This window comes from Salmonella sp. SAL04214 (assembly GCF_046550615.1).
GTDB lineage: Bacteria > Pseudomonadota > Gammaproteobacteria > Enterobacterales > Enterobacteriaceae > Salmonella > Salmonella enterica.
Map to the genome: position 1 here is coordinate 83,886 of NZ_JBGDXT010000013.1, position 24,524 is coordinate 108,409.

General features: G+C 52.1%; 19 protein-coding genes, 1 tRNA gene and 2 pseudogenes. 16 read left to right on the plus strand and 6 right to left on the minus strand.

Annotated features, from left to right (window positions below; translation table 11 throughout):
- Nucleotides 1-38 precede the first annotated feature (38 nt).
- Nucleotides 39-920 carry an HARLDQ motif MBL-fold protein gene (locus tag ACLJQD_RS19615; RefSeq protein ID WP_017442020.1) on the plus strand — a complete coding sequence of 294 codons (882 nt, stop codon included), beginning with the start codon at nt 39-41 and terminating at the stop codon, nt 918-920.
- Between the two features lie 250 nt (nt 921-1,170).
- Nucleotides 1,171-1,788 carry a trimeric intracellular cation channel family protein gene (locus tag ACLJQD_RS19620; RefSeq protein WP_000924334.1) on the plus strand — a complete coding sequence of 206 codons (618 nt, stop codon included), beginning with the start codon at nt 1,171-1,173 and terminating at the stop codon, nt 1,786-1,788.
- Here the strand turns inward: ACLJQD_RS19620 and ligB are convergent.
- Complete coding sequence (gene ligB / locus ACLJQD_RS19625) at nt 1,785-3,470, minus strand: NAD-dependent DNA ligase LigB (protein WP_017442021.1); 1,686 nt, start codon at nt 3,468-3,470, stop codon at nt 1,785-1,787. The two genes, ACLJQD_RS19620 and ligB, sit on opposite strands and share 4 nt — an antisense overlap.
- 256 nt (nt 3,471-3,726) lie before the next feature.
- Here ligB and gmk point away from each other — a divergent pair, with 256 nt between their 5' ends.
- Genes gmk through recG form a run of 5 tightly spaced genes read left to right on the plus strand, consistent with a single transcriptional unit; the run spans nt 3,727 to nt 9,591 of the window.
- Complete coding sequence (gene gmk / locus ACLJQD_RS19630) at nt 3,727-4,350, plus strand: guanylate kinase (RefSeq protein ID WP_000046966.1); 624 nt, start codon at nt 3,727-3,729, stop codon at nt 4,348-4,350.
- 54 nt (nt 4,351-4,404) lie between these two features.
- The gene (gene rpoZ / locus ACLJQD_RS19635) at nt 4,405-4,680 is read left to right on the plus strand and encodes a DNA-directed RNA polymerase subunit omega (protein ID WP_000135058.1); all 276 of its coding nucleotides are present in this window, start codon (nt 4,405-4,407) and stop codon (nt 4,678-4,680) included.
- Between the two features lie 18 nt (nt 4,681-4,698).
- Nucleotides 4,699-6,810, plus strand: a complete 2,112-nt coding sequence (spoT, locus tag ACLJQD_RS19640; RefSeq protein ID WP_000280467.1) for a bifunctional GTP diphosphokinase/guanosine-3',5'-bis pyrophosphate 3'-pyrophosphohydrolase — start codon at nt 4,699-4,701, stop codon at nt 6,808-6,810.
- A gap of 4 nt (nt 6,811-6,814) precedes the next feature.
- Nucleotides 6,815-7,504: a tRNA (guanosine(18)-2'-O)-methyltransferase TrmH gene (gene trmH / locus ACLJQD_RS19645; RefSeq protein ID WP_001068436.1), complete on the plus strand. Its 690-nt coding sequence runs from the start codon at nt 6,815-6,817 to the stop codon at nt 7,502-7,504.
- 5 nt (nt 7,505-7,509) lie between these two features.
- Nucleotides 7,510-9,591, plus strand: coding sequence for an ATP-dependent DNA helicase RecG (recG, locus tag ACLJQD_RS19650; protein ID WP_017442022.1), 2,082 nt, complete (start codon nt 7,510-7,512; stop codon nt 9,589-9,591).
- A 2-nt stretch (nt 9,592-9,593) separates the two neighbouring features.
- Here recG and ACLJQD_RS19655 read toward each other — a convergent pair whose 3' ends face one another.
- Both ACLJQD_RS19655 and gltS read right to left on the minus strand, forming a co-directional pair.
- On the minus strand, nt 9,594-10,445 hold the full coding sequence (locus ACLJQD_RS19655; RefSeq protein ID WP_017442023.1) for a hypothetical protein: 852 nt from the start codon (nt 10,443-10,445) through the stop codon (nt 9,594-9,596).
- Nucleotides 10,446-10,447: 2 nt separating this feature from the next.
- Nucleotides 10,448-11,653 carry a sodium/glutamate symporter gene (gltS, locus tag ACLJQD_RS19660; RefSeq protein WP_000462251.1) on the minus strand — a complete coding sequence of 402 codons (1,206 nt, stop codon included), beginning with the start codon at nt 11,651-11,653 and terminating at the stop codon, nt 10,448-10,450.
- A gap of 227 nt (nt 11,654-11,880) precedes the next feature.
- On the opposite strand from gltS, the gene xanP reads away from it, so the two are divergent.
- Together xanP and ACLJQD_RS19670 are read left to right on the plus strand one after the other, a co-directional pair.
- Nucleotides 11,881-13,272, plus strand: coding sequence for a xanthine/proton symporter XanP (gene xanP, locus ACLJQD_RS19665; protein ID WP_000115428.1), 1,392 nt, complete (start codon nt 11,881-11,883; stop codon nt 13,270-13,272).
- A 120-nt stretch (nt 13,273-13,392) separates the two neighbouring features.
- Nucleotides 13,393-15,102 carry an AsmA family protein gene (locus ACLJQD_RS19670; protein ID WP_000766662.1) on the plus strand — a complete coding sequence of 570 codons (1,710 nt, stop codon included), beginning with the start codon at nt 13,393-13,395 and terminating at the stop codon, nt 15,100-15,102.
- 102 nt (nt 15,103-15,204) lie between these two features.
- Here ACLJQD_RS19670 and yicI read toward each other — a convergent pair whose 3' ends face one another.
- Both yicI and ACLJQD_RS19680 read right to left on the minus strand, forming a co-directional pair.
- On the minus strand, nt 15,205-17,523 hold the full coding sequence (gene yicI / locus ACLJQD_RS19675; RefSeq protein ID WP_017442024.1) for an alpha-xylosidase: 2,319 nt from the start codon (nt 17,521-17,523) through the stop codon (nt 15,205-15,207).
- Nucleotides 17,524-17,534: 11 nt separating this feature from the next.
- Nucleotides 17,535-18,917, minus strand: coding sequence for a glycoside-pentoside-hexuronide family transporter (locus ACLJQD_RS19680; RefSeq protein ID WP_000834259.1), 1,383 nt, complete (start codon nt 18,915-18,917; stop codon nt 17,535-17,537).
- 287 nt (nt 18,918-19,204) lie between these two features.
- Between ACLJQD_RS19680 and ACLJQD_RS19685 the strand changes: the two genes are divergently transcribed.
- Nucleotides 19,205-19,299 (plus strand) — tRNA-Sec (locus tag ACLJQD_RS19685).
- A 316-nt stretch (nt 19,300-19,615) separates the two neighbouring features.
- On the opposite strand, the gene ACLJQD_RS19690 is transcribed toward ACLJQD_RS19685, so the two are convergent.
- The gene (locus ACLJQD_RS19690) at nt 19,616-19,960 is read right to left on the minus strand and encodes a hypothetical protein (RefSeq protein WP_000120776.1); all 345 of its coding nucleotides are present in this window, start codon (nt 19,958-19,960) and stop codon (nt 19,616-19,618) included.
- Between the two features lie 411 nt (nt 19,961-20,371).
- Between ACLJQD_RS19690 and ACLJQD_RS19695 the strand changes: the two are divergent.
- From ACLJQD_RS19695 to ACLJQD_RS19720, 6 genes and pseudogenes are all read left to right on the plus strand, one after another.
- Nucleotides 20,372-20,503 (plus strand): annotated as a pseudogene (locus ACLJQD_RS19695) (TA system toxin CbtA family protein); the annotation flags it as partial.
- 133 nt (nt 20,504-20,636) lie between these two features.
- Nucleotides 20,637-21,828, plus strand: a pseudogene (locus ACLJQD_RS19700) (AAA family ATPase).
- Nucleotides 21,825-22,034 (plus strand): hypothetical protein, encoded by a 210-nt coding sequence (locus ACLJQD_RS19705; protein WP_125011023.1) that lies wholly within the window; start codon nt 21,825-21,827, stop codon nt 22,032-22,034. The pseudogene ACLJQD_RS19700 and the gene ACLJQD_RS19705 overlap by 4 nt, the downstream one beginning before the upstream one ends.
- A complete protein-coding gene (locus ACLJQD_RS19710) occupies nt 22,031-22,756 on the plus strand; it encodes a retron system putative HNH endonuclease (protein WP_024137353.1) in 726 nt (241 codons plus the stop codon). Before ACLJQD_RS19705 ends, ACLJQD_RS19710 begins: the two co-directional genes overlap by 4 nt.
- 229 nt (nt 22,757-22,985) lie before the next feature.
- Nucleotides 22,986-23,117: a transposase gene (locus ACLJQD_RS19715; RefSeq protein WP_000548511.1), complete on the plus strand. Its 132-nt coding sequence runs from the start codon at nt 22,986-22,988 to the stop codon at nt 23,115-23,117.
- A gap of 735 nt (nt 23,118-23,852) precedes the next feature.
- On the plus strand, nt 23,853-24,470 hold the full coding sequence (locus ACLJQD_RS19720) for a helix-turn-helix transcriptional regulator (protein ID WP_000984812.1): 618 nt from the start codon (nt 23,853-23,855) through the stop codon (nt 24,468-24,470).
- The last annotated feature ends 54 nt before the right edge of the window (nt 24,471-24,524 follow it).

Here is a 24,524-nt window from a genome sequence, read left to right on the forward strand (position 1 = left end):
GCCAGGTATACTGCGGGCGCTTCAATCAGGAGAACATTATGAATCGCTATGCATTATTCCTTGTATGTATATTTTCAACATCAGCACTTCCTGCCATGGCGGCATTAGATCCTTCACAACCGTTATCACCCGCGCCTCCGTTATCACTGTTTAAAGCGTGGGCTAAGCCTATAAAGCCGTTTCAAATCACAGAAGGCGTGTGGTATGTCGGCACGGAAAATCTCTCTTCTATTCTGCTGACCACTCCGGCAGGGCATATTCTTATTGATGCGGGGTTGGATGAAAGCGCACCGCAAATTAAAGCGAATATTGAAGCGGCAGGATTCCGCCTCACAGACGTGCGCTATCTGTTGAATAGCCATGCGCGGCTGGATCAAGCGGGGGGCATGGCACGTTTGAAAGCGTGGAGCGGCGCACAATTGGTCGCCAGCCAACCCAACGCCGATCAGATGGCGAGGGGTGGACGAGAGGATTTTGCGCTTGGCGATGCGCTCCCCTTTCCGCCCGTCACCACCGATAAAATTATCCACAACCAGGAAAGCATCAGCCTCGGAGGGATAACCGTGACAGCGCTATTCACGCCTGGACATCTACCCGGTTCAACCTCCTGGCGCGTAACGCTCCGCAACGGCAAGACGCTAATTTACGCTGACAGTCTCGCCACGCCCGACTATCTGCTGATTAACAACAAAAATTACCCTGACCTGGTTACTGATATTCAGGGTAGCTTTAAGACACTGGCCGCCCAGCATGTTGATATCTTTATTGCCAACAAAGGTGACCGCTTCGGGCTACTGGAGAAACGACAGCAACTTCGCAACGGCGATACACAGGCATTCTTTGATTCCAATGGCTTGCAACAGTATGTGGAACGCTCGCGTCAGCGCTTCATCACACAACTTACCGCACAGCAGCCATAATGAAATGACTCACCGGCGGCGCGTCCAGGGCGCCGTTAAGTTAATTTATCTAAGTCAAAACAGAAAAACCTCGCATGTAATAAACCACAAAAATGATGTTCAACTTATTAATATTTATAATAAATAATTATTAATCATAAATTTAAAATCATTACTAAAATTTATTAATCGTGTAATGCCTTAGAAAATCTCAATCGTGATACAGCGCACAAATCGTTAATCTTCGCCCCCAGTAAATTAGGGGGAAATCATGCTGTTGCACGTTCTTTATTTAATTGGCATCACTGCCGAGGCCATGACGGGCGCACTCGCTGCGGGTCGTCGTCGCATGGATACATTCGGCGTAATTATTATTGCTACCGCCACCGCCATTGGTGGAGGCTCGGTTCGCGACATTCTGCTCGGTCACTATCCGCTGGGTTGGGTGAAGCATCCCGAATATGTCATTATTGTGGCGACTGCCGCTGTATTGACCACCATTGTTGCCCCCGTCATGCCCTATTTACGCAAGCTTTTCCTGGTACTTGACGCGCTGGGGTTGGTGGTTTTCTCTATTATTGGCGCTCAGATAGCCCTTGATATGGGCGAAGGGCCAATTATCGCCGTGGTGGCCGCCGTCACTACCGGCGTCTTTGGCGGCGTGCTCCGCGATATGTTCTGCAAACGCATTCCACTGGTGTTTCAAAAAGAGCTATATGCCGGCATTTCGTTCGCCTCGGCGGTGCTCTATATTGCGCTACAACATTACGTCATGAATCCGGATGTCGTCGTTATCTCTACGCTACTGTTTGGCTTTACAGCAAGGTTATTAGCGCTACGTCTTAAACTTGGCCTGCCGGTATTTTATTACCGCCATGAAGGGCACTAAGACCCAAATCCGGGAATATGCTGAGCAGCCAGCCATCTGCTCAGCGTTTTGATCTGCGGATTATCCCGCCAGTCGATAACTCTCCCGGCACGGCGCTCGCCCGTCGCTGGCAACTGCCGCCAGTGTTGCTCTGTTCGCATTAATAACTGCTCCCATGAGCGATCGCCGCTGGCCTGTAATGCGGCCTGCGTTAAGGGGATATCCATCGCCATGATCCAGCGGGTAAACGACTGCCGGCGCGCCAGGTTAAATTGCCGCCATATCTGCTCGCTTTTTCCTTTAGCAAAGCCTGGCGTGTTGGCTATTTGCGCTGACGTCAGGGCAAGCCAGGAGAAGATATGCTCAAAGCGATGCGTTTGATGCAAGGCCCGCCAGCTGGCTTCGCCCATTCCGTCCAGACCCAACGCCGACCGTGACCCCAGCCATACCAGCCTGGAGATAAACTGTTCCTGACACGTTGCCGACGCGTAAAAGCAGGTCAGCGAGTTGAAATGGCTATCAGGCGGTACAGGCTTACTCCGCTCACGACTCCGCCAGACGACCTCATCAAGCCGGGGAATGCCTTGCCCGGCCAGACTCACCAGGATCTGATCGCCCGGCGCGATATCCCACGCTTCCCAACGTTTCACAGAGCCGATATTGACCCGCTGAACCCGCTTATCATCCAATATAACGGGGACAAGCGACGCTACTACGGTAATTTTGCCGCTTTTCCCCACCGAGAACTGAATAGCGCTCACTTGCGCGACCTGCGCTACTGGCGGATATTTCCATGCTGCCAGCCAGTCGCCCTGCCCGGGTCGCCAGTGTTGTGACGCAGGTTCTTTAGCCATGCGTATCACTACGCCATCCGTTACAAAGGGTAATGCTGACGTCAGCCATGACTGGCGCGCCCGCTCGACCTCGCTGGCATTTTTTACCGCCAGGGAATATTTCTTCGTCAGACTGAATCCAGCCTTAGCAAGTTGGCTTAATCTTTCGGGCATATTTGCCGGACCGTCCGGCCACGCCCAAATAAAAATACCCAACGAATTTAGCGCGGAGGCGTTATCCTGGCGCATTAACATTCCTGCGACTTTCGAGCGCGCATTCATCCCGCCCATCCGTTGCTGGATATGCCCCTCGCGCTGTAGAAAGATTTCGCCCTGCAACACCGCGTTAGCTAGCGCGCCTTGTGTTGTCTGCGGTATAGAGGGGATCAGGCGAATTTTTGGCGTCCAGTCCTCGCCTTGTAGTCCGTTACCCCGGCTAATAGCCCTGGTCAGTTTACCGTTTTGATAAACCAGCGTTACCGCTACGCCATCCACTTTTGGCTGTACCCAAAGCTCGCTGCGCCCGCGCATCCACTGTTCTACCGCCTGTCGGTCCGCGAGTTTACGTACGCCCGTGTGCGCAACAGGGTGCATTGTTGTACCGTTTAACGGCGGTGAAACCGGAGTAGATGAAACATCCTGACCAACACAGCGTTGCCACTGAACCAGCCTTGCGCTGAGTTGGTCGTACACACTATCGTCAACCGCGCTAACCCCTTGTTTCCAGTAGATGTCATTCCAGTCAGCGAGCTGTTGCTGTAAACGGGCGATTTCTTCAGCGGCCCTTGCTGGCGGCCAGGCCGGGCAAAGCGCCCCACTCTGCGAATGCCACAATAAAATTCCCCACGCCATACTTTTCCATAATCTCATCACGACCTCCTGCGCACATTGCCCGGCAGGTATAGCGCTTTAGTGAATAAAAACCGACAGGTAAAAATGCATCATCCGAGCCGCTTTCCAGATTTTTTGGTGGGTTGCTGCAACGACGCGATAAAAGCGGAAAAAGGGACGCAAAATGCAATAATCTGGCGCAAAAAGTGTGACAAAGACTACGTCGCATAACGGCGATGTGTATAATAAGCCCGTATCAAGGCTCTATTTCGATAATCACAGACGTAAGATACTCATGGCTCAAGGTACGCTTTATATTGTTTCTGCCCCCAGTGGCGCGGGTAAATCCAGCCTGATTCAGGCTTTATTAAAAACCCAACCGTTGTATGACACTCAGGTTTCCGTTTCACATACCACGCGCGCGCCGCGTCCGGGTGAAGTGCACGGTGAGCACTATTTCTTTGTAAATCATGATGAGTTTAAAACCATGATTGGCAGGGAGGCGTTTCTGGAGCACGCGGAAGTGTTTGGCAATTACTACGGCACTTCGCGCGAAACCATTGAGCAAGTGCTGGCAACCGGCGTTGATGTTTTTCTGGATATCGACTGGCAGGGCGCCCAGCAAATTCGCGAAAAGATGCCGCAAGCACGCAGCATTTTTATTTTGCCGCCGTCAAAGATCGAATTGGATCGCCGTTTACGCGGCCGCGGGCAAGATAGCGAAGAAGTCATTGCCAAACGAATGGCGCAAGCGGTTGCAGAAATGAGCCATTACGCCGAATATGATTATCTTATTGTGAATGACGACTTTGATACCGCGTTAAGCGACTTGAAAACCATCATTCGCGCTGAACGTCTGCGTATGAGCCGCCAAAAGCAGCGTCATGACGCTTTAATCAGCAAATTGTTGGCAGACTGAACCCACTTTCAGTATCATGCCCAGTCATTTCTTCACCTGTGGAGCATTTTAAGTATGGCACGCGTAACTGTTCAGGACGCTGTAGAGAAAATTGGTAACCGTTTTGACCTGGTACTGGTCGCCGCGCGTCGCGCTCGTCAGATGCAGGTAGGCGGAAAGGATCCGCTGGTACCGGAAGAAAACGATAAAACTACCGTTATCGCGCTGCGCGAAATCGAAGAAGGTCTGATTAACAACCAGATCCTCGACGTCCGCGAGCGCCAGGAACAGCAAGAGCAGGAAGCCGCTGAATTACAAGCCGTTACCGCTATTGCTGAAGGTCGTCGTTAATCACAAAGCGGGTCGCCCTTGTATCTGTTTGAAAGCCTGAATCAACTGATTCAAAACTACCTGCCGGAAGACCAGATTAAGCGTCTTCGGCAGGCGTATCTCGTTGCACGTGACGCTCACGAGGGCCAGACACGTTCAAGCGGTGAACCCTATATCACGCACCCGGTAGCGGTGGCCTGTATTCTGGCCGAGATGAAACTCGACTACGAAACGCTGATGGCCGCTCTGCTGCATGACGTGATTGAAGATACCCCCGCCACCTATCAGGACATGGAACAGCTTTTCGGTAAAAGCGTTGCCGAGCTGGTAGAGGGGGTGTCGAAACTTGATAAGCTCAAGTTCCGCGATAAGAAAGAGGCGCAGGCCGAAAACTTTCGCAAAATGATTATGGCGATGGTGCAGGATATCCGCGTCATTCTCATTAAGCTTGCTGACCGTACCCATAACATGCGCACGCTGGGCTCATTACGCCCGGATAAACGTCGTCGTATTGCCCGCGAAACGCTGGAAATCTACAGTCCTCTGGCGCACCGTTTAGGTATTCATCACATTAAAACCGAGCTGGAAGAGCTGGGTTTTGAAGCGCTGTATCCCAATCGTTACCGCGTCATCAAAGAAGTGGTAAAAGCGGCGCGCGGCAACCGTAAAGAGATGATCCAAAAAATCCTCTCTGAAATCGAAGGACGTTTGCAAGAGGCGGGAATTCCGTGTCGCGTTAGCGGTCGCGAAAAACATCTTTACTCGATCTACTGTAAAATGGTGCTCAAAGAGCAGCGTTTTCACTCGATCATGGACATTTACGCGTTCCGCGTCATCGTTCATGACTCCGATACCTGCTATCGCGTACTCGGCCAGATGCACAGTCTCTATAAGCCGCGTCCGGGACGGGTGAAAGACTATATTGCCATTCCCAAAGCTAACGGCTATCAGTCTTTGCACACCTCAATGATCGGCCCGCACGGCGTTCCTGTTGAAGTCCAGATCCGTACCGAAGATATGGATCAGATGGCGGAAATGGGGGTCGCAGCGCACTGGGCGTATAAAGAACACGGTGAGACCAGCACCACGGCGCAGATCCGCGCCCAGCGCTGGATGCAGAGCCTGCTGGAGCTACAACAGAGCGCCGGTAGTTCGTTTGAATTTATCGAAAGCGTAAAATCCGATCTCTTCCCGGATGAGATTTACGTTTTCACCCCGGAAGGACGCATTGTCGAACTGCCCGCTGGCGCTACGCCGGTGGATTTTGCCTATGCAGTGCATACCGACATCGGCCACGCCTGCGTCGGCGCGCGTGTCGACCGGCAGCCTTATCCGCTGTCGCAGCCGCTTAGCAGCGGTCAGACCGTCGAAATTATTACCGCGCCGGGCGCACGTCCTAACGCCGCCTGGCTGAACTTTGTCGTCAGCTCTAAAGCGCGCGCTAAAATTCGTCAGTTGCTGAAAAACCTCAAACGTGATGACTCCGTAAGCCTGGGCCGTCGTCTGCTTAACCATGCTTTAGGCGGTAGCCGTAAGCTGGCGGAAATTCCGCAGGAAAATATTCAGCGCGAATTGGATCGTATGAAGCTGGCAACGCTTGACGATCTGCTGGCGGAAATCGGTCTCGGCAACGCGATGAGCGTAGTGGTCGCGAAAAATCTGCAGCAAGGCGAAGCCGTGGTGCCGACCGTTGCGCAATCGAATCACGGCCACCTGCCGATTAAAGGCGCGGATGGTGTGCTTATCACCTTTGCGAAGTGTTGTCGTCCGATCCCAGGCGACCCGATCATCGCTCACGTCAGCCCAGGTAAAGGACTGGTGATCCACCATGAATCCTGCCGTAATATCCGTGGATACCAGAAAGAGCCAGAGAAATTTATGGCGGTCGAATGGGACAAAGAGACGGAGCAGGAATTCATTACCGAAATCAAGGTGGAAATGTTTAACCATCAGGGCGCGCTGGCTAACCTGACGGCGGCGATTAATACCACCACCTCCAATATTCAAAGCCTGAATACTGAAGAGAAAGATGGTCGCGTCTATAGTACCTTTATTCGCCTTACCGCACGCGATCGCGTACATCTGGCGAATATCATGCGCAAAATCCGCGTGATGCCAGACGTTATTAAAGTCACCCGTAACCGAAACTAGCGCTATGAATCCAAAACGTTATGCGCGTATATGCGAAATGCTCGCCAGGCGTCAGCCTGATCTCACGGTCTGCATGGAGCAAGTCCACAAACCTCATAACGTTTCTGCAATCATTCGTACCGCAGATGCCGTTGGCGTCCATGAAGTCCATGCTATCTGGCCAGGTAGCCGGATGCGCACCATGGCTTCCGCGGCGGCGGGCAGCAACAGTTGGGTACAGGTGAAAACTCACCGTACCATTGGCGATGCGGTAGCCCATTTGAAAGGACGGGGAATGCAGATTCTGGCAACCCATCTTTCTGATAAGGCCGTAGACTTTCGCGAGATTGATTACACGCGCCCGACCTGTATTCTGATGGGTCAGGAGAAAACCGGTATTACTCAGGAAGCATTAGACCTGGCGGATCGGGATATCATCATTCCGATGATCGGCATGGTACAGTCGCTGAATGTTTCCGTCGCCTCCGCGCTCATTCTTTATGAAGCCCAGCGCCAGCGACAGAACGCGGGCATGTATCTGCGTGAAAATAGCATGTTGCCGGAAGATGAACAGCAGCGCCTGCTGTTTGAGGGTGGTTATCCGGTGCTGGCGAAAGTCGCTAAACGTAAAGGTCTGCCTTATCCTCGCGTCAATCAGCAGGGCGAAATCGACGCCGATGCTGACTGGTGGGCGACGATGCAGGCGGCAGGGTAATCACCATGTCAGGCCGCTTGTTAGACGCTGTTCCGCTCAATTCCCTGACAGGCATCGGCGCAGCGCAAAGCAGTAAACTGGCGAAAATTGGCCTGCATACCGTGCAGGACCTCCTGCTCCACCTCCCTCTGCGTTACGAAGACCGTACCCATCTCTACCCTATTGGCGAACTGCTGCCTGGCATCTACGCCACCGTTGAAGGTGAAGTGCTGAACTGCAATATCACTTTCGGCGGTCGTCGGATGATGACCTGCCAGATTAGCGACGGTTCCGGCATTCTTACCATGCGCTTTTTCAATTTTAACGCGGCGATGAAAAACAGCCTGGCGACGGGACGACGTGTGCTGGCCTACGGGGAAGCGAAGCGCGGCAAGTATGGCGCAGAGATGATCCATCCGGAATATCGCCTGCAGGGCGATCTCAGCACGCCGGAACTTCAGGAAACGCTCACCCCCGTCTATCCGACCACCGAGGGCGTGAAGCAAGCGACACTGCGCAAGCTTACCGATCAGGCGCTGGAGTTGCTCGACACCTGCGCCATTGCCGAACTACTGCCGCCGGAACTGGCGCAGGGTATGATGAGCCTGCCGGAGGCGCTACGTACCTTGCATCGCCCGCCGCCGACACTCCAGCTCGCCGATTTAGAAACCGGCAAACACCCGGCGCAGCGGCGGCTTATTCTTGAAGAGCTACTGGCGCATAACCTCAGTATGCTGGCGCTTCGCGCAGGCGCGCAGCGCTACCACGCTCAGCCGCTAAGTACCAACAACATATTGAAAGACAAGCTGCTGGCGTCGTTGCCGTTTAAACCCACCAGCGCGCAGGCGCGGGTGGTGGCAGAGATCGAACGTGATATGGCGCTGGATGTGCCGATGATGCGTCTGGTTCAGGGCGACGTCGGTTCAGGGAAAACGCTGGTTGCCGCCCTGGCGGCGCTACGCGCCATCGCTCATGGTAAGCAGGTGGCGCTGATGGCGCCGACCGAATTGCTGGCTGAACAGCACGCAAATAATTTCCGCAACTGGTTCGAACCGTTGGGCGTTGAAGTGGGTTGGCTGGCCGGTAAGCAAAAAGGTAAAGCGCGTCAGGCGCAGCAAGAGGCTATTGCCAGCGGTCAGGTGCAGATGATTGTCGGCACCCACGCTATCTTTCAGGAACAGGTGCAGTTCAACGGCCTGGCGCTGGTTATTATCGATGAGCAGCACCGCTTTGGCGTCCACCAGCGGCTGGCATTGTGGGAAAAAGGCCAGCAGCAGGGCTTTCATCCGCATCAGTTGATTATGACCGCAACGCCCATTCCGCGCACCCTGGCGATGACTGCCTACGCCGATCTCGATACCTCGGTGATTGACGAGCTACCGCCGGGCCGTACCCCTGTCACTACCGTTGCGATTCCGGATACCCGTCGCCATGAAATCATTGATCGTGTGCGCAACGCCTGCACAACCGAAGGCCGTCAGGCTTACTGGGTCTGTACACTGATTGAAGAGTCAGACCTGCTGGAAGCGCAGGCGGCGGAAGCCACCTGGGAGGAGCTCAAACTGGCGTTACCGGAGTTGAATATCGGCCTGGTACACGGCCGCATGAAGCCCGCCGAAAAACAGGCGGTGATGCAGGCCTTTAAGCAGGGTGAACTGCATCTGCTGGTCGCCACTACGGTGATTGAGGTGGGGGTCGATGTTCCTAACGCCAGCCTGATGATTATTGAAAACCCCGAGCGGCTGGGCCTGGCGCAGCTGCACCAGCTCAGAGGACGCGTTGGCCGTGGCGCGGTCGCGTCGCACTGCGTGCTGCTCTATAAATCACCGTTGTCGAAAACGGCGCAGAAGCGTTTACAGGTATTGCGCGACAGCAATGACGGCTTTGTGATTGCGCAAAAAGATTTAGAGATTCGCGGCCCGGGAGAATTACTGGGCACGCGCCAGACGGGTAACGCCGAATTTAAAGTAGCTGATTTGCTGCGCGATCAAGCCATGATCCCCGAAGTTCAGCGTATTGCCCGTCATATTCACGAACGTTATCCGCAGCAGGCACAAGCGCTGATTGAGCGCTGGATGCCGGAAACCGAACGTTATTCCAACGCCTAATCCTATTCGCCGCGCGACAGAGCCAACAGAAGATCCTCAATCTGGATAGCGATAACGTCCTGGGCTGCCAGGGCATCGCGCGAGATACGCGTTGCCATAGCACTCTCCGGCTCGTCCCGCAGCATTGCTGCCGCCTTCTGCACCCCGTCGAGGATCATCTCCGGCGTTAACTGCCGGGTTAAAAACGCCAGATTATTTTCCAACCACGGTTCTTCCGTCGCACCTAATGGCGGTTGCCACTGCCACGAGCCTTCTGGCCAAAGCGGGTTAACCTCTACCGGATAAATTAAATGCGCGGCGTACTGCAACGCGCATACCGCTTTACCCGGCGTATCCAGTAACCACCACTGATTCCAGAGCGAACGGATAAACGGCGCAATGCCGCCGAGAACATTGAAGGTATCCAGCCAGGTCAGCGGAGAATTGAAACCGCGCTCGTGATTGATTCGCGTCAGCATGGTCTCCAGCAAAAAATGCCGTACCTGCTGACGCTGAGCGGCATCCATCATTTCCCGCCAGAGATAAGGCCGCCGTAACGCGCGCAGGAAAGACTCCTCGAAGTGATCGCCATAGCCATGGGTTAACAGCGTTTCGCGCCAACAGGCAAGGCACAGCGGAAACAGATAACGAAACAATTCCGGCTGCATCGGCTCGTGGTAAACCAGATTCAGCACATAATAAACGCTCAGATGCCAATCGGTAATCTGCCGCCAGTCCGTCGCCGCCAGCGCCTGCAACTCAGCATCGGCATAGTCAAACTCCGCTTCCCACACGTTAAGAACCGGCGGCTCATCGCCAAAAATATGACGGCAGCGTTCACGCAGGGTTTCAGGTTGACGGCAACGTTTTTTCATCTTTATCCGGCAAACATTGGCAGCATCAGGTACAGCTTGATCACCAACGCATTGACGATATCGATAAAGAACGCGCCGACCATCGGCACCACCAGGAACGCCATATGCGAGGGGCCAAAACGGTCGGTAATCGCCTGCATATTAGCAATGGCGGTCGGCGTTGCGCCCAGGCCAAAACCACAGTGACCCGCCGCCAGCACCGCCGCATCGTAGTTTTTCCCCATCATGCGCCAGGTGACGAAGATCGCGTACAGCGCCATGAAGATGGTCTGTACCACCAGAATCGCCAGCATCGGCAGCGCCAGCGACGCCAGTTCCCACAGCTTCAGGCTCATCAGCGCCATTGCCAGGAACAGTGACAAACTCACGTTCCCCAGCACCGAAACAGCACGCTCAAATACGCGATAAAAACCCACCAGCGCCAGGCCATTGCTGAGGATCACCCCAACAAATAGCACACAAACGAAGACCGGCAGTTCAAGCACCGTTCCCGCCAGTAGCTGCGCTACGATTTTGCCCACGGTCAGACAGATAGCAATCAGGGCGATAGTTTCGATTAGCACCAGAGAGGTGATCATACGACCCACATCCGGCTTTTCAAAGGCTGTCGGCACGGCCTGATCGTCAGGCATTCCATCCGGCGTGGTGGAGTGTTTCACCAGATAACGCGCTACCGGGCCGCCAATCAACCCGCCCAGCACCAGGCCAAAGGTTGCACATGCCATCGCAACTTCGGTGGCATTGGCAAAACCATAACGTTCGACAAACAGTTTACTCCACGCCGCGCCGGTACCGTGTCCGCCGGACAGCGTAATTGACCCGGCAATCAGCCCCATTAACGGGTCCAGCCCCAACAGACTCGCCATGCCGATACCGATGGCATTCTGCATCAGCAGTAATCCGACCACGACGACCAGGAAGACGCCAACAACGCGTCCCCCCTTGCGCAGGCTGGCAAGGTTAGCGTTAAGGCCGATCGTCGCGAAAAACGCCAGCATCAACGGATCGCGCAGGGTCATATCAAAGTTGACCTCCCAACCGACGCTTTTTTTCAGTACCAGCAGAGCAACCGCGACCAGTAACCCCCCCGCCACCGGTTCCGGAATCGTATATTTCTTCAGTAAGGAGACAGACTGGACCAGCTTGCGACCCAGTAGCAGCACCAGCGTGGCGGCGACAAGGGTCGATAAGGTATCGAGTTCAAACATTTAAAGCTCCTGTAGTGCGCTGTGACACGTGCGCACAAATCATTTCCTGAGTCAGTTTTTTAGCTCTTTGCGAGTCTTCGGCATGGATTTTAAGCAGAAAAAGGCAAAAAGTTATATAAAAAGGTGCATTTATCTTTTTTAAATATTAAGAATATTCGCTCGCAATCGTTTGCTTTTACCATCTGGTCAGATAAAATCACCGCTTTTCCACCACGAGAATGTCCCTGATGTCCGTTAACGCCATCGAGCCGGCAGATGCGCAACCGGTTGCGCAGACGCAAAACAGCGAATTAATTTACCGTCTTGAAGATCGCCCGCCGCTCCCTCAAACCCTTTTTGCCGCTTGTCAGCATCTGCTGGCCATGTTTGTCGCGGTAATCACGCCAGCGCTGTTAATCTGCCAGGCGTTGGGTTTACCGGCGCAGGATACGCAGCACATTATCAGCATGTCGCTGTTCGCCTCCGGCGTAGCCTCTATTATTCAAATCAAAGCGTGGGGGCCGGTAGGATCGGGGCTGTTATCCATCCAGGGAACCAGTTTTAACTTTGTCGCCCCGCTGATTATGGGCGGTACCGCGCTGAAAACCGGCGGCGCGGATGTCCCGACGATGATGGCGGCGCTGTTCGGCACGCTGATGCTGGCAAGCTGCACCGAGATGGTGCTTTCTCGCATTCTACATCTGGCGCGCCGGATTATCACGCCGTTAGTCTCCGGCGTCGTGGTGATGATTATTGGCCTGTCGCTGATTCAGGTGGGGCTAACCTCCATCGGCGGCGGCTATGCCGCCATGAGCGACAACACCTTTGGCGCACCGAAAAACCTGCTGCTGGCCGGCGTCGTCCTGGCCATTATTATCCTGCTGAATCGGCAGCGTAATCCCTACCTGCGCGTGGCTTCTTTGGTTATTGCCATGGCGGCAGGCTATCTTTTGGCCTGGTTTATGGGCATGTTGCCTGAGAATAACGCGCCAGTCTCGCAGGACATCCTGATGGTGCCGACCCCGCTGTATTATGGTCTGGGCATTGACTGGAACCTGTTACTGCCGTTGATGCTGGTCTTTATGATTACGTCGCTGGAGACCATCGGCGACATCACCGCCACCTCTGATGTCTCCGAGCAGCCGGTATCCGGCCCCTTGTACATGAAACGGCTAAAGGGCGGCGTACTGGCTAACGGCCTGAACTCATTTGTTTCAGCGGTATTTAATACGTTCCCGAATTCCTGTTTCGGTCAGAACAACGGCGTAATTCAGTTGACCGGCGTCGCCAGCCGCTATGTGGGATTTGTCGTCGCGCTGATGCTGATTGTGCTCGGCCTGTTCCCGGCGGTAAGCGGTTTTGTGCAGCATATCCCGGAACCGGTGCTCGGCGGCGCCACGTTGGTGATGTTCGGCACCATTGCCGCCTCCGGGGTGCGTATTGTCTCGCGTGAGCCGCTGAACCGCCGCGCGATTCTGATTATCGCCCTGTCGCTGGCCGTGGGTCTTGGCGTCTCGCAACAGCCGCAGATCCTGCAGTTCGCGCCGGAATGGGTGAAAAATCTGCTCTCATCCGGAATTGCCGCTGGCGGCATCACGGCTATCGTGCTGAACCTGATTCTCCCGCCGGAAAAACCGTAAAAACCCTGCGGCGGCGACACGATTCGCCGCTGCTGTAACGCTCTTTCACCATTCCTGTCTTGAGGATTGCACGCAAATCGTGCATAAATCCCCTATGTGCATTTCACGGGATGGAAGACCATGAAATTGATTGGGAGGTTGCTTCTCTACGTGCTGATCGCCTGTTTAGTGGTGATTTTCGGCTTTTATTTTCTGCTGCAAACGCGCTGGGGCGCAGATCATGTCAGCAACTGGGTATCAGAGAACAGCGGTTATCACCTCACATTCGACGTGATGGATCATCGTTTTTCCGCCCCATCCCATCTTTTACTGGAGAATGTGACCTTTGGTCGTGATGGTCAGCCTGCTACCCTGGTCGCGAAAACCGTAGATATCGGTCTGAGCATTCGCCAGTTAACCGCGCCGCTGCATGTCGACACGATTCTGTTACAGGACGGCACGCTGAATATTTCAGTGCAAACCGCCCCTTTCCCGTTTGAGGCCGACCGCCTGCAACTTCGCAATATGGCGCTCAATAGTCCCGGTAGCGAATGGCGGTTGAGCGCCCAGCGCGTTAACGGCGGCGTTATGCCCTGGCGCCCCGAAGCCGGTCGGGTATTGGGCAATAAAGCCCAGATCCAACTGAGCGCCGGTTCGCTGACGTTAAACGACGTTCCCGCCACGAATGTGCTTATTGAAGGCAGTATCGACCATGATCAGGTGATGTTAAACACCGTTGGCGCCGATATGGCGCGCGGAGCGTTAACCGGCGTCGCCCGGCGTAACGCTGATGGTAGTTGGGTCGTTGAAAATCTGCGGCTGAATGATATTCGGTTACAAAGCGATAAATCCCTGAGCGAGTTTTTCGCGCCGCTTACTACGGTTCCATCTTTGCAGATTGGTCGTCTTGAAGTTACGGACTCCAGCCTGCAAGGACCAGACTGGGCAGTCACCGATCTTGACCTGAGTTTGCGCAATCTGACTCTGCGCAAAGAAGACTGGCAAAGTCAGGAAGGTAAATTATCGATGAACGCCAGCGAGTTTATTTACGGCTCGCTGCACTTGCTCGATCCAATCCTGAACGCCGAATTTTCACCACAGGGCGTTGCGCTACGCCAGTTCACTACCCGCTGGGAAGGCGGTATGGTCAGAACTTCCGGCGCCTGGTTACGCGAAGGCAAAGCGCTTATTCTGGACGATACCGCTATCGCCGGGCTGGAGTATACGCTGCCGGAAAACTGGAAGCAGTTATGGATGAAGCCGCTGCCCGACTGGTTGAACAGCCTGACGCTGAAAAAATTCAGCGCCAGCCGCAATCTGGTGATTGATATCGATCCGGCCTTCCCGTGGCAAATCACCGCTCTGGACGGCTACGGCGCAAACCTGGAGCTGGTACAACATCATCAATGGGGCGTCTGGAGCGGCAATGCGACCCTCAACGCCGCAGCGGCAACCTTTAACCGTGTGGACGTGCGCCGCCCGTCGCTGTCGTTGACGGCTAATGCCAGCACGGTCAACATCAGCGATCTGAGCGCGTTTACTGGAAAAGGGATACTGGAAGCCACTGCCAGCGTATCGCAACTGCCGCAGCGTCAGACGCAAATCAGCCTGAACGGACGCGGCGTACCAATGGATGTGCTACAGCAGTGGGGCTGGCCGGCATTACCGATTGCTGGCGATGGCAATATTCAGCTCACGGCCAGCGGCAATATTCAGGCCGATGCGCCGTTGAAACCGACGGTAAACGGGCAATTACACGCGGTCAACGCACAAAAGCAGCAGATAACGCAGACGATGCAAGCGGGCGTGGTGTCCGGCGGGGAAGTGACGTCAACGGAGCCAGCGCTGTAATTGAGGGCTTGCCCGGTGGCGGTGGCGCTTACCGGGCTTACGGTTCTTGCTCATTTGTAGGCCGGATAAGCGCAGCTCACGGCGCCATCCGGCGATTCAGATTTAAAGCGTAATTACCACTTCATTTCCCTGCGGGGTGACCACTACGCCCAGTTCACTTCCCGCATATGAACCGCATTTGGTACCGCTAATCTGCGTAATATTACGCAGACACAGCGTCCAGTTGCGCGCCTCGCCTTCGCCGCTCACCGTAATGGTATTGCCTGTGCGTTTCGCCTGCAGCGTAAAGATTGTCGAACCATCCGTAGCAGGGACTTCGCAGACCGCTTCGCAGCCGTCATCCAGATGGAATAACTGGAAGGCCGTACCCTCATGCCAGGCGTAATCGGGCTTCTGGCTATTGTTGCCCAGCGCCAGTAGTGTATTGTCACGCACGTACACTGGCAGACTCAGGAAGTCATGCTGCTGTTTATGCCAGCGGCTGCCCTGCACTTCATCGTTGCGCCACAGGTGCGTCCAGCGGCCTTCTGGCAGGTAGAACTCCACGTCGCCCGCTTCACTAAATACCGGCGCTACCATGACCGCATCTCCCAGCATGTACTGGCGATCAAGATAATCACACGCCGGATCGTCCGGGAACTCCAGCATCATCGCCCGCATCATTGGCGTACCTGCTTCGTTGGCGCGCGCCGCTTCCCGATACAGATATGGCATCATCCGGCACTTCTGTTCGGTGAAAAAGCGCACCACGTCACAGGACTCGTCGTCATAGGCCCACGGAACCCGGTAGGATTTGCTACCGTGCAGGCGGCTGTGGCTGGAGAGCAAGCCGAATGCGCACCAACGCTTGTAGACATGCGCCGGCGCGGTATTCTCGAATCCGCCAATATCATGGCTCCAGAAACCAAACCCTGACAGGCCGATGGACAGCCCGCCGCGCAGGCTTTCCGCCATCGATTCGTAGTTGGCGTAGCAGTCGCCGCCCCAGTGCACCGGGAACTGTTGCGCGCCCACCGAGGCGGAACGGGCGAACAGCACCGCCTCTTCAACGCCGACGGTCTCTTTCAGCACGTTCCACACCAGTTCGTTGTAGATGTAGGCATAATGGTTGTGCATTTTCTGTGGATCTGAACCATCAAACCACTGCACATCCGTTGGAATGCGTTCGCCGAAGTCAGTTTTGAAGCAGTCCACTCCCATCTCCACCAGGCCCTTCAGCTTGTCGGCATACCATTCGCAGGCTTGCGGGTTGGTGAAGTCGTAAATCGCCAGTCCCGGCTGCCATTTATCCCACTGCCACAAGGAGCCGTCCGGGCGTTTAAGCAAATACCCTTTCTCTTTTAGCTCCTGGAAGACCGGGGATTTCTGGCCGATGTAGGGGTTAATCCACACGCAGACTTTCAGCCCTTTCGCTTTCAGGCGGCGAATCATCCCTTTCGGATCGGGGAAAGTCACCGGGTCCCATTCAAAATCGCACCACTGAAAAGCTTTCATCCAGAAACAGTCGAAGTGGAAGACGTGCAGCGGTAGATTGCGCTCGGCCATACCGTCGATAAAGCTGTTAACGGTCGCTTCGTCGTAGTTGGTGGTAAATGAGGTGGTCAGCCACAGGCCAAACGACCAGGCGGGCGGCAGCGCCGGACGACCCGTAAATTGGGTATAGCGGTTCAGCACGTCTTTCGGGGTCGGGCCGTCGATGACGAAGTATTCCAGATACTCGCTCTCAACGCTGAACTGGACTTTGGAGACTTTCTCGGAGCCAATTTCAAACGACACGCACTGCGGATGGTTTACCAGCACACCGTAGCCACGGTTGGTGATATAGAACGGGATGTTCTTGTAAGACTGCTCGGTGCTGGTGCCGCCGTCGCGGTTCCAGGTCTCCACCGTCTGACCGTTACGCACCAGCGCGGTAAAGCGCTCGCCCAGTCCGTAGACGGTTTCGCCCACGCCGAGATCCAGACGCTCGAACATGTAGTTGCGCCCGCTATTGGTGTCCTGCACATAGCCGTTATTTTTCAACTGACTACCGGTGATACGTACACCGTTGCGCAGAAAATCCAGAGACCAGAGCTCGCCTTTGGTGACGCGCACGCTCAGGCTGCCGCTCTTGAGTTCGGCAAATTCAGCGTTGTTCTGCATCTCTACGTTGATATCTTGCAAGACATTGAGCGGATAATGTGGGCCGTTATCCAAAGCGCCCTGGAAGTGTTCCATCCGTACACCTATCACTCCTTCCTGCGGCGAGAAAAAGCGCAGGGTAAACAACGGGGTATCCAGTTGCCAGGTTCGTTCGCGGACATCGCGCGGCGCGGCATAGATCACCATCTCATTCCCGTGCTGTTCAACGTCGAACACCTGAACCGGGTGAATCAAATTAAGGCCAGGCTGGATCAGCCAGTTTCCGTCGCTAATTTTCATAGTCTGTTCCTTTAGTTCTGCAATTCTTTATGGGTAAATTCTTGTTCATTACGGTGTGCGCCCTGCGCCAGTTGTTCCAGAATGGTTTTCAGGAACGGGCTTTTCAGGGTGTAATAGCGTTTAGCGATCGCGGCGCTCAGCAGATAACAGATGGCCGGGACGATAGTGAACAGAGCGATGATGATGCTGATCGTGGCGCTGTTTTGCGTTTTCGCCGCCGCGTCGTAACCGCCGCCTGCCAGCATCCAGCCAATCAGCGCCCCGCCGAGGGCAAGACCCAGTTTCAGCACAAACAACGTGCCGGCAAAACTGATCCCCGTCAGGCGTTTGCCGTTACACCATTCGCCATAGTCGACGGTGTCAGACATCATCACCCACTGGATAGGCGTGACTAACTGGTGCAATACGCCAATCACAAAGATAAAGACGAACATAGCGATCGTGGCGTGCATCGGTACGAAGAACATCGCCACGCTGATTACTGCGAGTAAAGCATTGGTCCACCAGAAAACGCTCACTTTGCATTTCCAGTCGGTCAACGGTTTTGCCAGCGCCGAGCCAATCAGGTTGCCGACGCAATAGGTGGTGAGGAAGGCGACAAACACGCCCGGCTTGCCCAATATCCAGGTGACGTAATACATCATCGCCCCGCCGCGCACGCATACCGCCAGAATATTCAGGATGGTGAGCAGGCCGACTATGCGCCACTGGTCGTTGTGCCAGATATCACGCAGGTCTTCACGCATGGAGGTATGGGTGGCAGGCGCTTCAACGCGCTCTTTGGTGGTAAAGAAGCAGAACGCCAGCATCAGGAACGCCACCACCGAGAGCGCCGCGATACCCCCCTGGAAGCCCAGCGCCTTATTCTCGCCGCCAATCAGTTTCACCAGAGGCATCATCAGTACGGTAGAGAGCATTCCGCCCGCCGTTGCCAGCACAAAGCGCCAGGATTGCAGGGAGATACGCTGCGTTGGGTCATTGGTTATTACACCCCCCAACGCGCAGTAAGGGATGTTGACCACAGTATACAGAAGGGTGAGCAACGTGTAGGTGATGGCGGCATAAATCATTTTGCCGTTCAGACTGAGATCCGGCGTGCTATAAGCCAGCACACAAACGATACCAAACGGCAACGCGCCAAACAGCACCCAGGGTCGGAATTTGCCCCAGCGAGAGCGGGTGCGGTCGGCCAGCAGGCCCATGCAAGGGTCGGAGATGGCATCAAGCGCACGCGCCAGTAAAAACATGGTGCCAACAAAACCAGCGGGAATGCCGAAAATATCGGTATAGAAGAACATCATATATAACATGACGTTATCAAAGATGATGTGGCTCGCGGCATCGCCCATACCATAGCCAATCTTCTCCTTAACGGAGAGAATCTCACTTTTCATTACGCATCCTTAACGCTCACAACGCTCACTGATACCGGTTACAGTTTTTGTAAACCTTCCCTGCGAGCGTGAATATTCCGTTATTTAGTTATCAAATTACGATTCTTGTTTTCTGTGATCAGGGTAGCGTCAAAAAGTGTGATGAAATGTAACTAATGGATTTTATGGGGGTTTATATGAAACCGATCATGGCAGAAGGAAAGGCAAGTTAAAAAAGCACGGGAGGGGATGTGGAAACGTCAGGAAGTAGCTATAATGCGCGCGCCTCCATGTAGCAATCGAGGCGCGGAAGATCGTCGTCTCCGGTGAGGCGGCTGGACTTCAAATCCAGTTGGGGCCGCCAGCGGTCCCGGGCAGGTTCGACTCCTGTGATCTTCCGCCAACATCCTTCTCTCATGCCCACCATTCGTCCTCTATTTCGGGACAAAGTATTTGCTTATTATTAAGACTAGTTCTTGCATATAATACGAAAGGAAAGGTGGATAGAGAAAGTGGAATATTATTTTATTAATCACCATTTACCGATTGCTAAAACCGAACGTCCATTTATTGTGGGATATCGTCTGCAAAGAAGGGATAAAAGTACGCCAGGACTAACGCGGGCGGGACTTAACTAATCACCAAACGAACTTGTGGGTCATACTTACAGGCTCATCCTTTCTCAAAAGAGATACGCTTACCAGGCCAAAATTATGAGATCAACGTATAGAGCCATCCGGATAAAGATACATGCCTCCCTCCAGATACACGGGTTCTCCTTCTTCTACCGCTAAATTATGATATAGCGATTGCATTTCATCATCTGCACTTTCTTCCGGTTGGTTTTCAACTCGATAATAGGTATCTACATCATAGTTCTGTTTACGGAGATCGTCGTCGCTGTATACGCCAAGCCGTTTTTTTAAGCCTGTTATATTAAATATCCATTTTAACCCATCTTTAATATAATAGGCATCACCATAAGCATTTTCATCGGGGCATTCTTTATAGCCCATCCGCAATGCAACATCACAGCCATGCTTACCAACATATTTATAACTCATATCCCCCCCAATATGTTGCTTCAATATCCCAGATAAAATTCATAACGAAAACCTATCCTGATAACCTATGCCACATGAAGGATAGAATTTAAACTAAAGTACGCGTTATATTATCCCCTAAGTCCGTATCAAGTATGCGTATTCTGTAGTAGGTAGTAATATGTTCTAATTTATTAATGTGAGTTATATATGAAGAGATTATTTACAGCGATGATTATCGCTTTTATTACCGTCACGGCATCATCCGGTGCGCTTGCCTGCCCAAAGGGTCAACATCCACATGGGGGTACAGGCTCACATCATAAGGGTGGATGGTGTTCATACGAGCAGTAACGTCGCAGCTTACTCATCTACTTGAAGGCACTATAGCCTTACGTTTATCAACGCAGGCGCTACGTTTGTCGATGCCGTAACTTTCTGAAGAAAAAACATGAACGAGTTGGTATCGTTCGCAAAGAATATGGTTACCAGCAACAGTCACCTTGTCTCCAGGCTGTCGATATTCTACGGACACGACAGGAAATGATTTTATTAATTCCTTAGAAAAACCATGTTAATCAACAGGATAAATAGTTAAAACGTGATAAAAGGCTAACCTTTGCCCGCTTAAAGCGGGCAAGATTGCAGGCAAGAGATGTTATTATACTAAAACATAAAAACAGGTGAGGCTGGTGTAATGAGAATCGACAAACTTTCACTGCTTAACTTTCGTTGCTTCAGACAGCTCGATATTACTTTTGATGAGCACATTACGATTCTGGTTGCACCGAATGGCGCGGGCAAGACGGCAGTGCTAGATGCGATACGCCTGGCGCTGTTTCCCTTTATTCGTGGTTTTGATGCCAGCCTCTACGTAAAAGATAAATCGCTGGCGATCCGTACAGAAGATGTACGTCTGGTTTTCCGCCCCGAAGCGCTGAACATGGAAATGTCGTCTCCGGCCATGATTACGGCTACCGGGGAATGGGAAAGTGGAAAAACGGCAACCTGGATGCTCGACAAGCGAGGAGAACAGCCGCCGCATGAAGATAAGACAGCGGCGCAGCTTACCCGTTGGGGTGAACAACTTCAGACGCTGGTGCGTGAAGAGCATAATTTGCAGCAGGTTGAGCTTCCCCTAATGCTTTATCTGGGGACTGCTCGCTTGTGGTATCAGGAACGTTATGAGGCACAGCCTACTGAACAGCGTCTGGATAACAGCGCCTTTTCACGTTTGTCTGGTTATGACGATTGCCTTTCTGCCACATCAAATTATAAGCAATTTGAACAATGGTATAGCTGGTTATGGCTTAGCTACCGTGAACATCAAATCACACAACTTGAATCACCTTCAGCAAAGTTAAAAGAAGGTGTTCGTGTTCAGCGGATGAAAGAAGCTATTCAAGCCATCCAGCAAGCCATTAACTGTCTGACGCAGGAAGTGACTGGCTGGCACGATCTGGAATACAGCTCCAGCCATAACCAGCAATTGGTGATGAACCATCCACAGCACGGTAAGATTCCCTTATCCCAGCTCAGCGACGGCCTGCGTAATGCGGTTGCGATGGTAGCGGATATCGCGTTTCGCTGTGTCAAACTCAACCCCCATTTACGCGATGAAGCCGCCTTAAAAACACAGGGGATTGTGCTGATCGATGAAGTCGATATGTTCCTGCACCCAGCCTGGCAGCAGCAAATTATCCAGTCTTTGCGCAGCGCATTTCCACTAATCCAGTTTATTGTCACTACCCATAGCCCGCAGGTTATCAGCACGGTAAAACGTGAATCCATTCGTCTACTTGAGCAGGATGAGAATGGCAACGGGAAAGCGTTGATGCCGCTCGGAGCGACCTACGGCGAGCCGAGTAACGACGTGCTACAAAGTGTGATGGGTGTCGATCCGCAACCTCCGGTTAAGGAGAAGGCTGATCTACAAAAGCTGACGGCTTGGGTAGATCAAGGGAAGTACGACGAGCCAGAAGCACAGCAACTGATGGCTGCATTACAGGTGGCGCTGGGTGATCAACATCCACAACTCCAACGCTTACAGCGCAGCATTGCCCGGCAGAACATGCTGAAAGGGAAAGCGCAATGAGGCATGTGATAAAAACCCGACGTGGAACAGATGCCTTACTCACTGCACATGAGCAACCACCACAAAATTCAGATCAATCAACTCGTCGCTGGCAGCGCTTTGGTCGTGAGAATAAAGCAGCCTTAATGACTCTGCTTCTCAATGAGCAATATCACCTTTGCTGTTACAGCGAAATCCGTGCTGATTTGCGTGGCCTCGGCTATCACATTGAACACGTCGAAAATAAAAGCCAGCAGCCAGGGCGAACCTTCGATTATCAAAATCTCGCCGCCAGCGCGTTAGACTCTGAGAATGGTTTGCACCTGTTTAGTATCAACGCTTTCGGCGGTCACGCAAGAGGAAAACAAGAGGCCGTGGATATGGCAAAGTTTATTCATTGTCACCTCCCTGACTGTTCTCGTTATTTTGCTTACCTTTCTGATGGCCGAATAGTACCGGCTGATGAGCTAAATGCCCAGGAAATGGAGAGGGCAGAGTACACCATTGATCTACTAAATCTGAACAGCGGATTCCTTCAAACGGAACGTCGTAATCATTGGGAAGAGCTGGAACAGCTTTTTGAGGAACATATTGAAAAAGGCTGGGATCTGCAACAATTACTTCAGCTTGAGCTGGTCCCTTCGCCAGATCATAAACTGCATGAATTCTTCAGCATTACACGCCAGTTTTTCCAGCAAGAAGCTGAACAGGTATTACAGATCCACGCCCCAGCATTAATTTAATACCACTATTCCTGATTCAGGGCGACAGCGTGATTTATTGCGAGTCGCCTTCCTGATTTACACCCGCAAGATTTATTCAACTTTATTTCACCGCATAATATGTCTGCCACTCCCGGCGGGCGCGTTTGCTTTTTACTGGTAGTTAGTTTAATTTTTTGTACGTATCCCACATAATCGTGCTATTCACATTTAGAGATCACGTCATCGATCTGCTGACGAAGGAATCTCTATGCATAAAGCCCGTCTCACTGAGCATCAGAACATCACCATAATTAAGTTGGTCGAAGCTGGACGAGCGGTTAAAGATATCTGCCAGGAGGCGGATATTTGTGAAGTGACTGACAACATCTATGGACATTAGGTTTGACCACATCCTGTTTCTCACTAATGTGCTCCGGGAAAGAGTTTTCATCAGATGAGCAATTGAAAAAAGAAGCCAGAAGCTGAAGTTGCTTCGACCGATAAGTCTGTCGGTTGCTCAGACTGTCACGATCAGAATTAAGTCAGATCAACTTATTGGCAAGGTATGACTCCCAGCGTTAAGTTACAAGATTTTCTCATGGCATTAGCATTACACCTCCTTAAAGTTTACATGCGTCTCTATAAAAGAGTCTTAAATTTGTATATAAGAAGTTGATGAGAGCACAAATGTCACCATTAAGTCATTGAATAACAATGCAATAAAAGAAAAAATCTTAAATTAGGTTTTAATAATAAGAATTCATTACAGGTTTACAGGAATTACTTTTATATTTCATCACATCACCCCGATAGTGACGAGGACAGCAGACAGATGGTATTGAGAACCGTTATTTATCACCCTCATGATTTAGCAAATAGTGCTGTTTTAAGATTTTTTCTGATATTGGAGATTATGTATAAAAATCCCAATGGGTGAAATACAAATCCGAAATGATGTATTACGACTGTCGGATCTGTCATGGTTTTTTAAAGCTGTATTTTAGGTCTTTCCAGGAGTTTATGACACTGACAATATTTCGCGACTTTTGACAGCCGTAGCACGGTATATTATCTGGATTGACACATTTATTTACCAATGAAATATTAATAGAAACATCGACAGGAGTCGTTCAGGATGATGAGAAAGCCTTCACAAATTGTCCATTGCATTAGTTGCGATTTATCCTGTCAATTATTCCCTGACAGCGCAGTACGGGTGCAATACTGTCATAATGCGGCATTTTCCATCTGGCCAGATGGTAATGCTTTCCTGAAAAAAGGGTTTATTGAAAAGTTATTGCTTGATAGACACAACCATTTATCCAGCGGTTTTATCTTTGTTGATTTTTCTTTCCCGAATCTTCGACGATTTACCGATTTACAATGGGCTGACAGTCTGGCAAACAGTGGTATGCATATTGTCCTGATTTCTGACAGAAGTTTAACTCCGCTGGCCAATTACTGGATTTTGAAAAGCAATAAAATACAAGGAATTATTTATTCCGATGACGATGATATTGTGCAACAGCAAAAGATGCACCGCTTGTTTACCGGTCGGCTTGCCAACAGTAAACGTGGACGAACGCTTAACTATACGGAATTTATATTACTGAAGCGCTTTGTATCAGGAATAAGTATTCAGCAGATTGTAAATATTGACAATATTGATATTAAGAAACTTTATGTGCATAAGCTGCGGCTTGAAAATAAGCTAGGGCATAGCATTCATAAAATAATATCAAATATTTTATAGATCCGTTTCCATTTTTATTATTTCCATATTATTGCGATGTGGAAGACGCTTTAC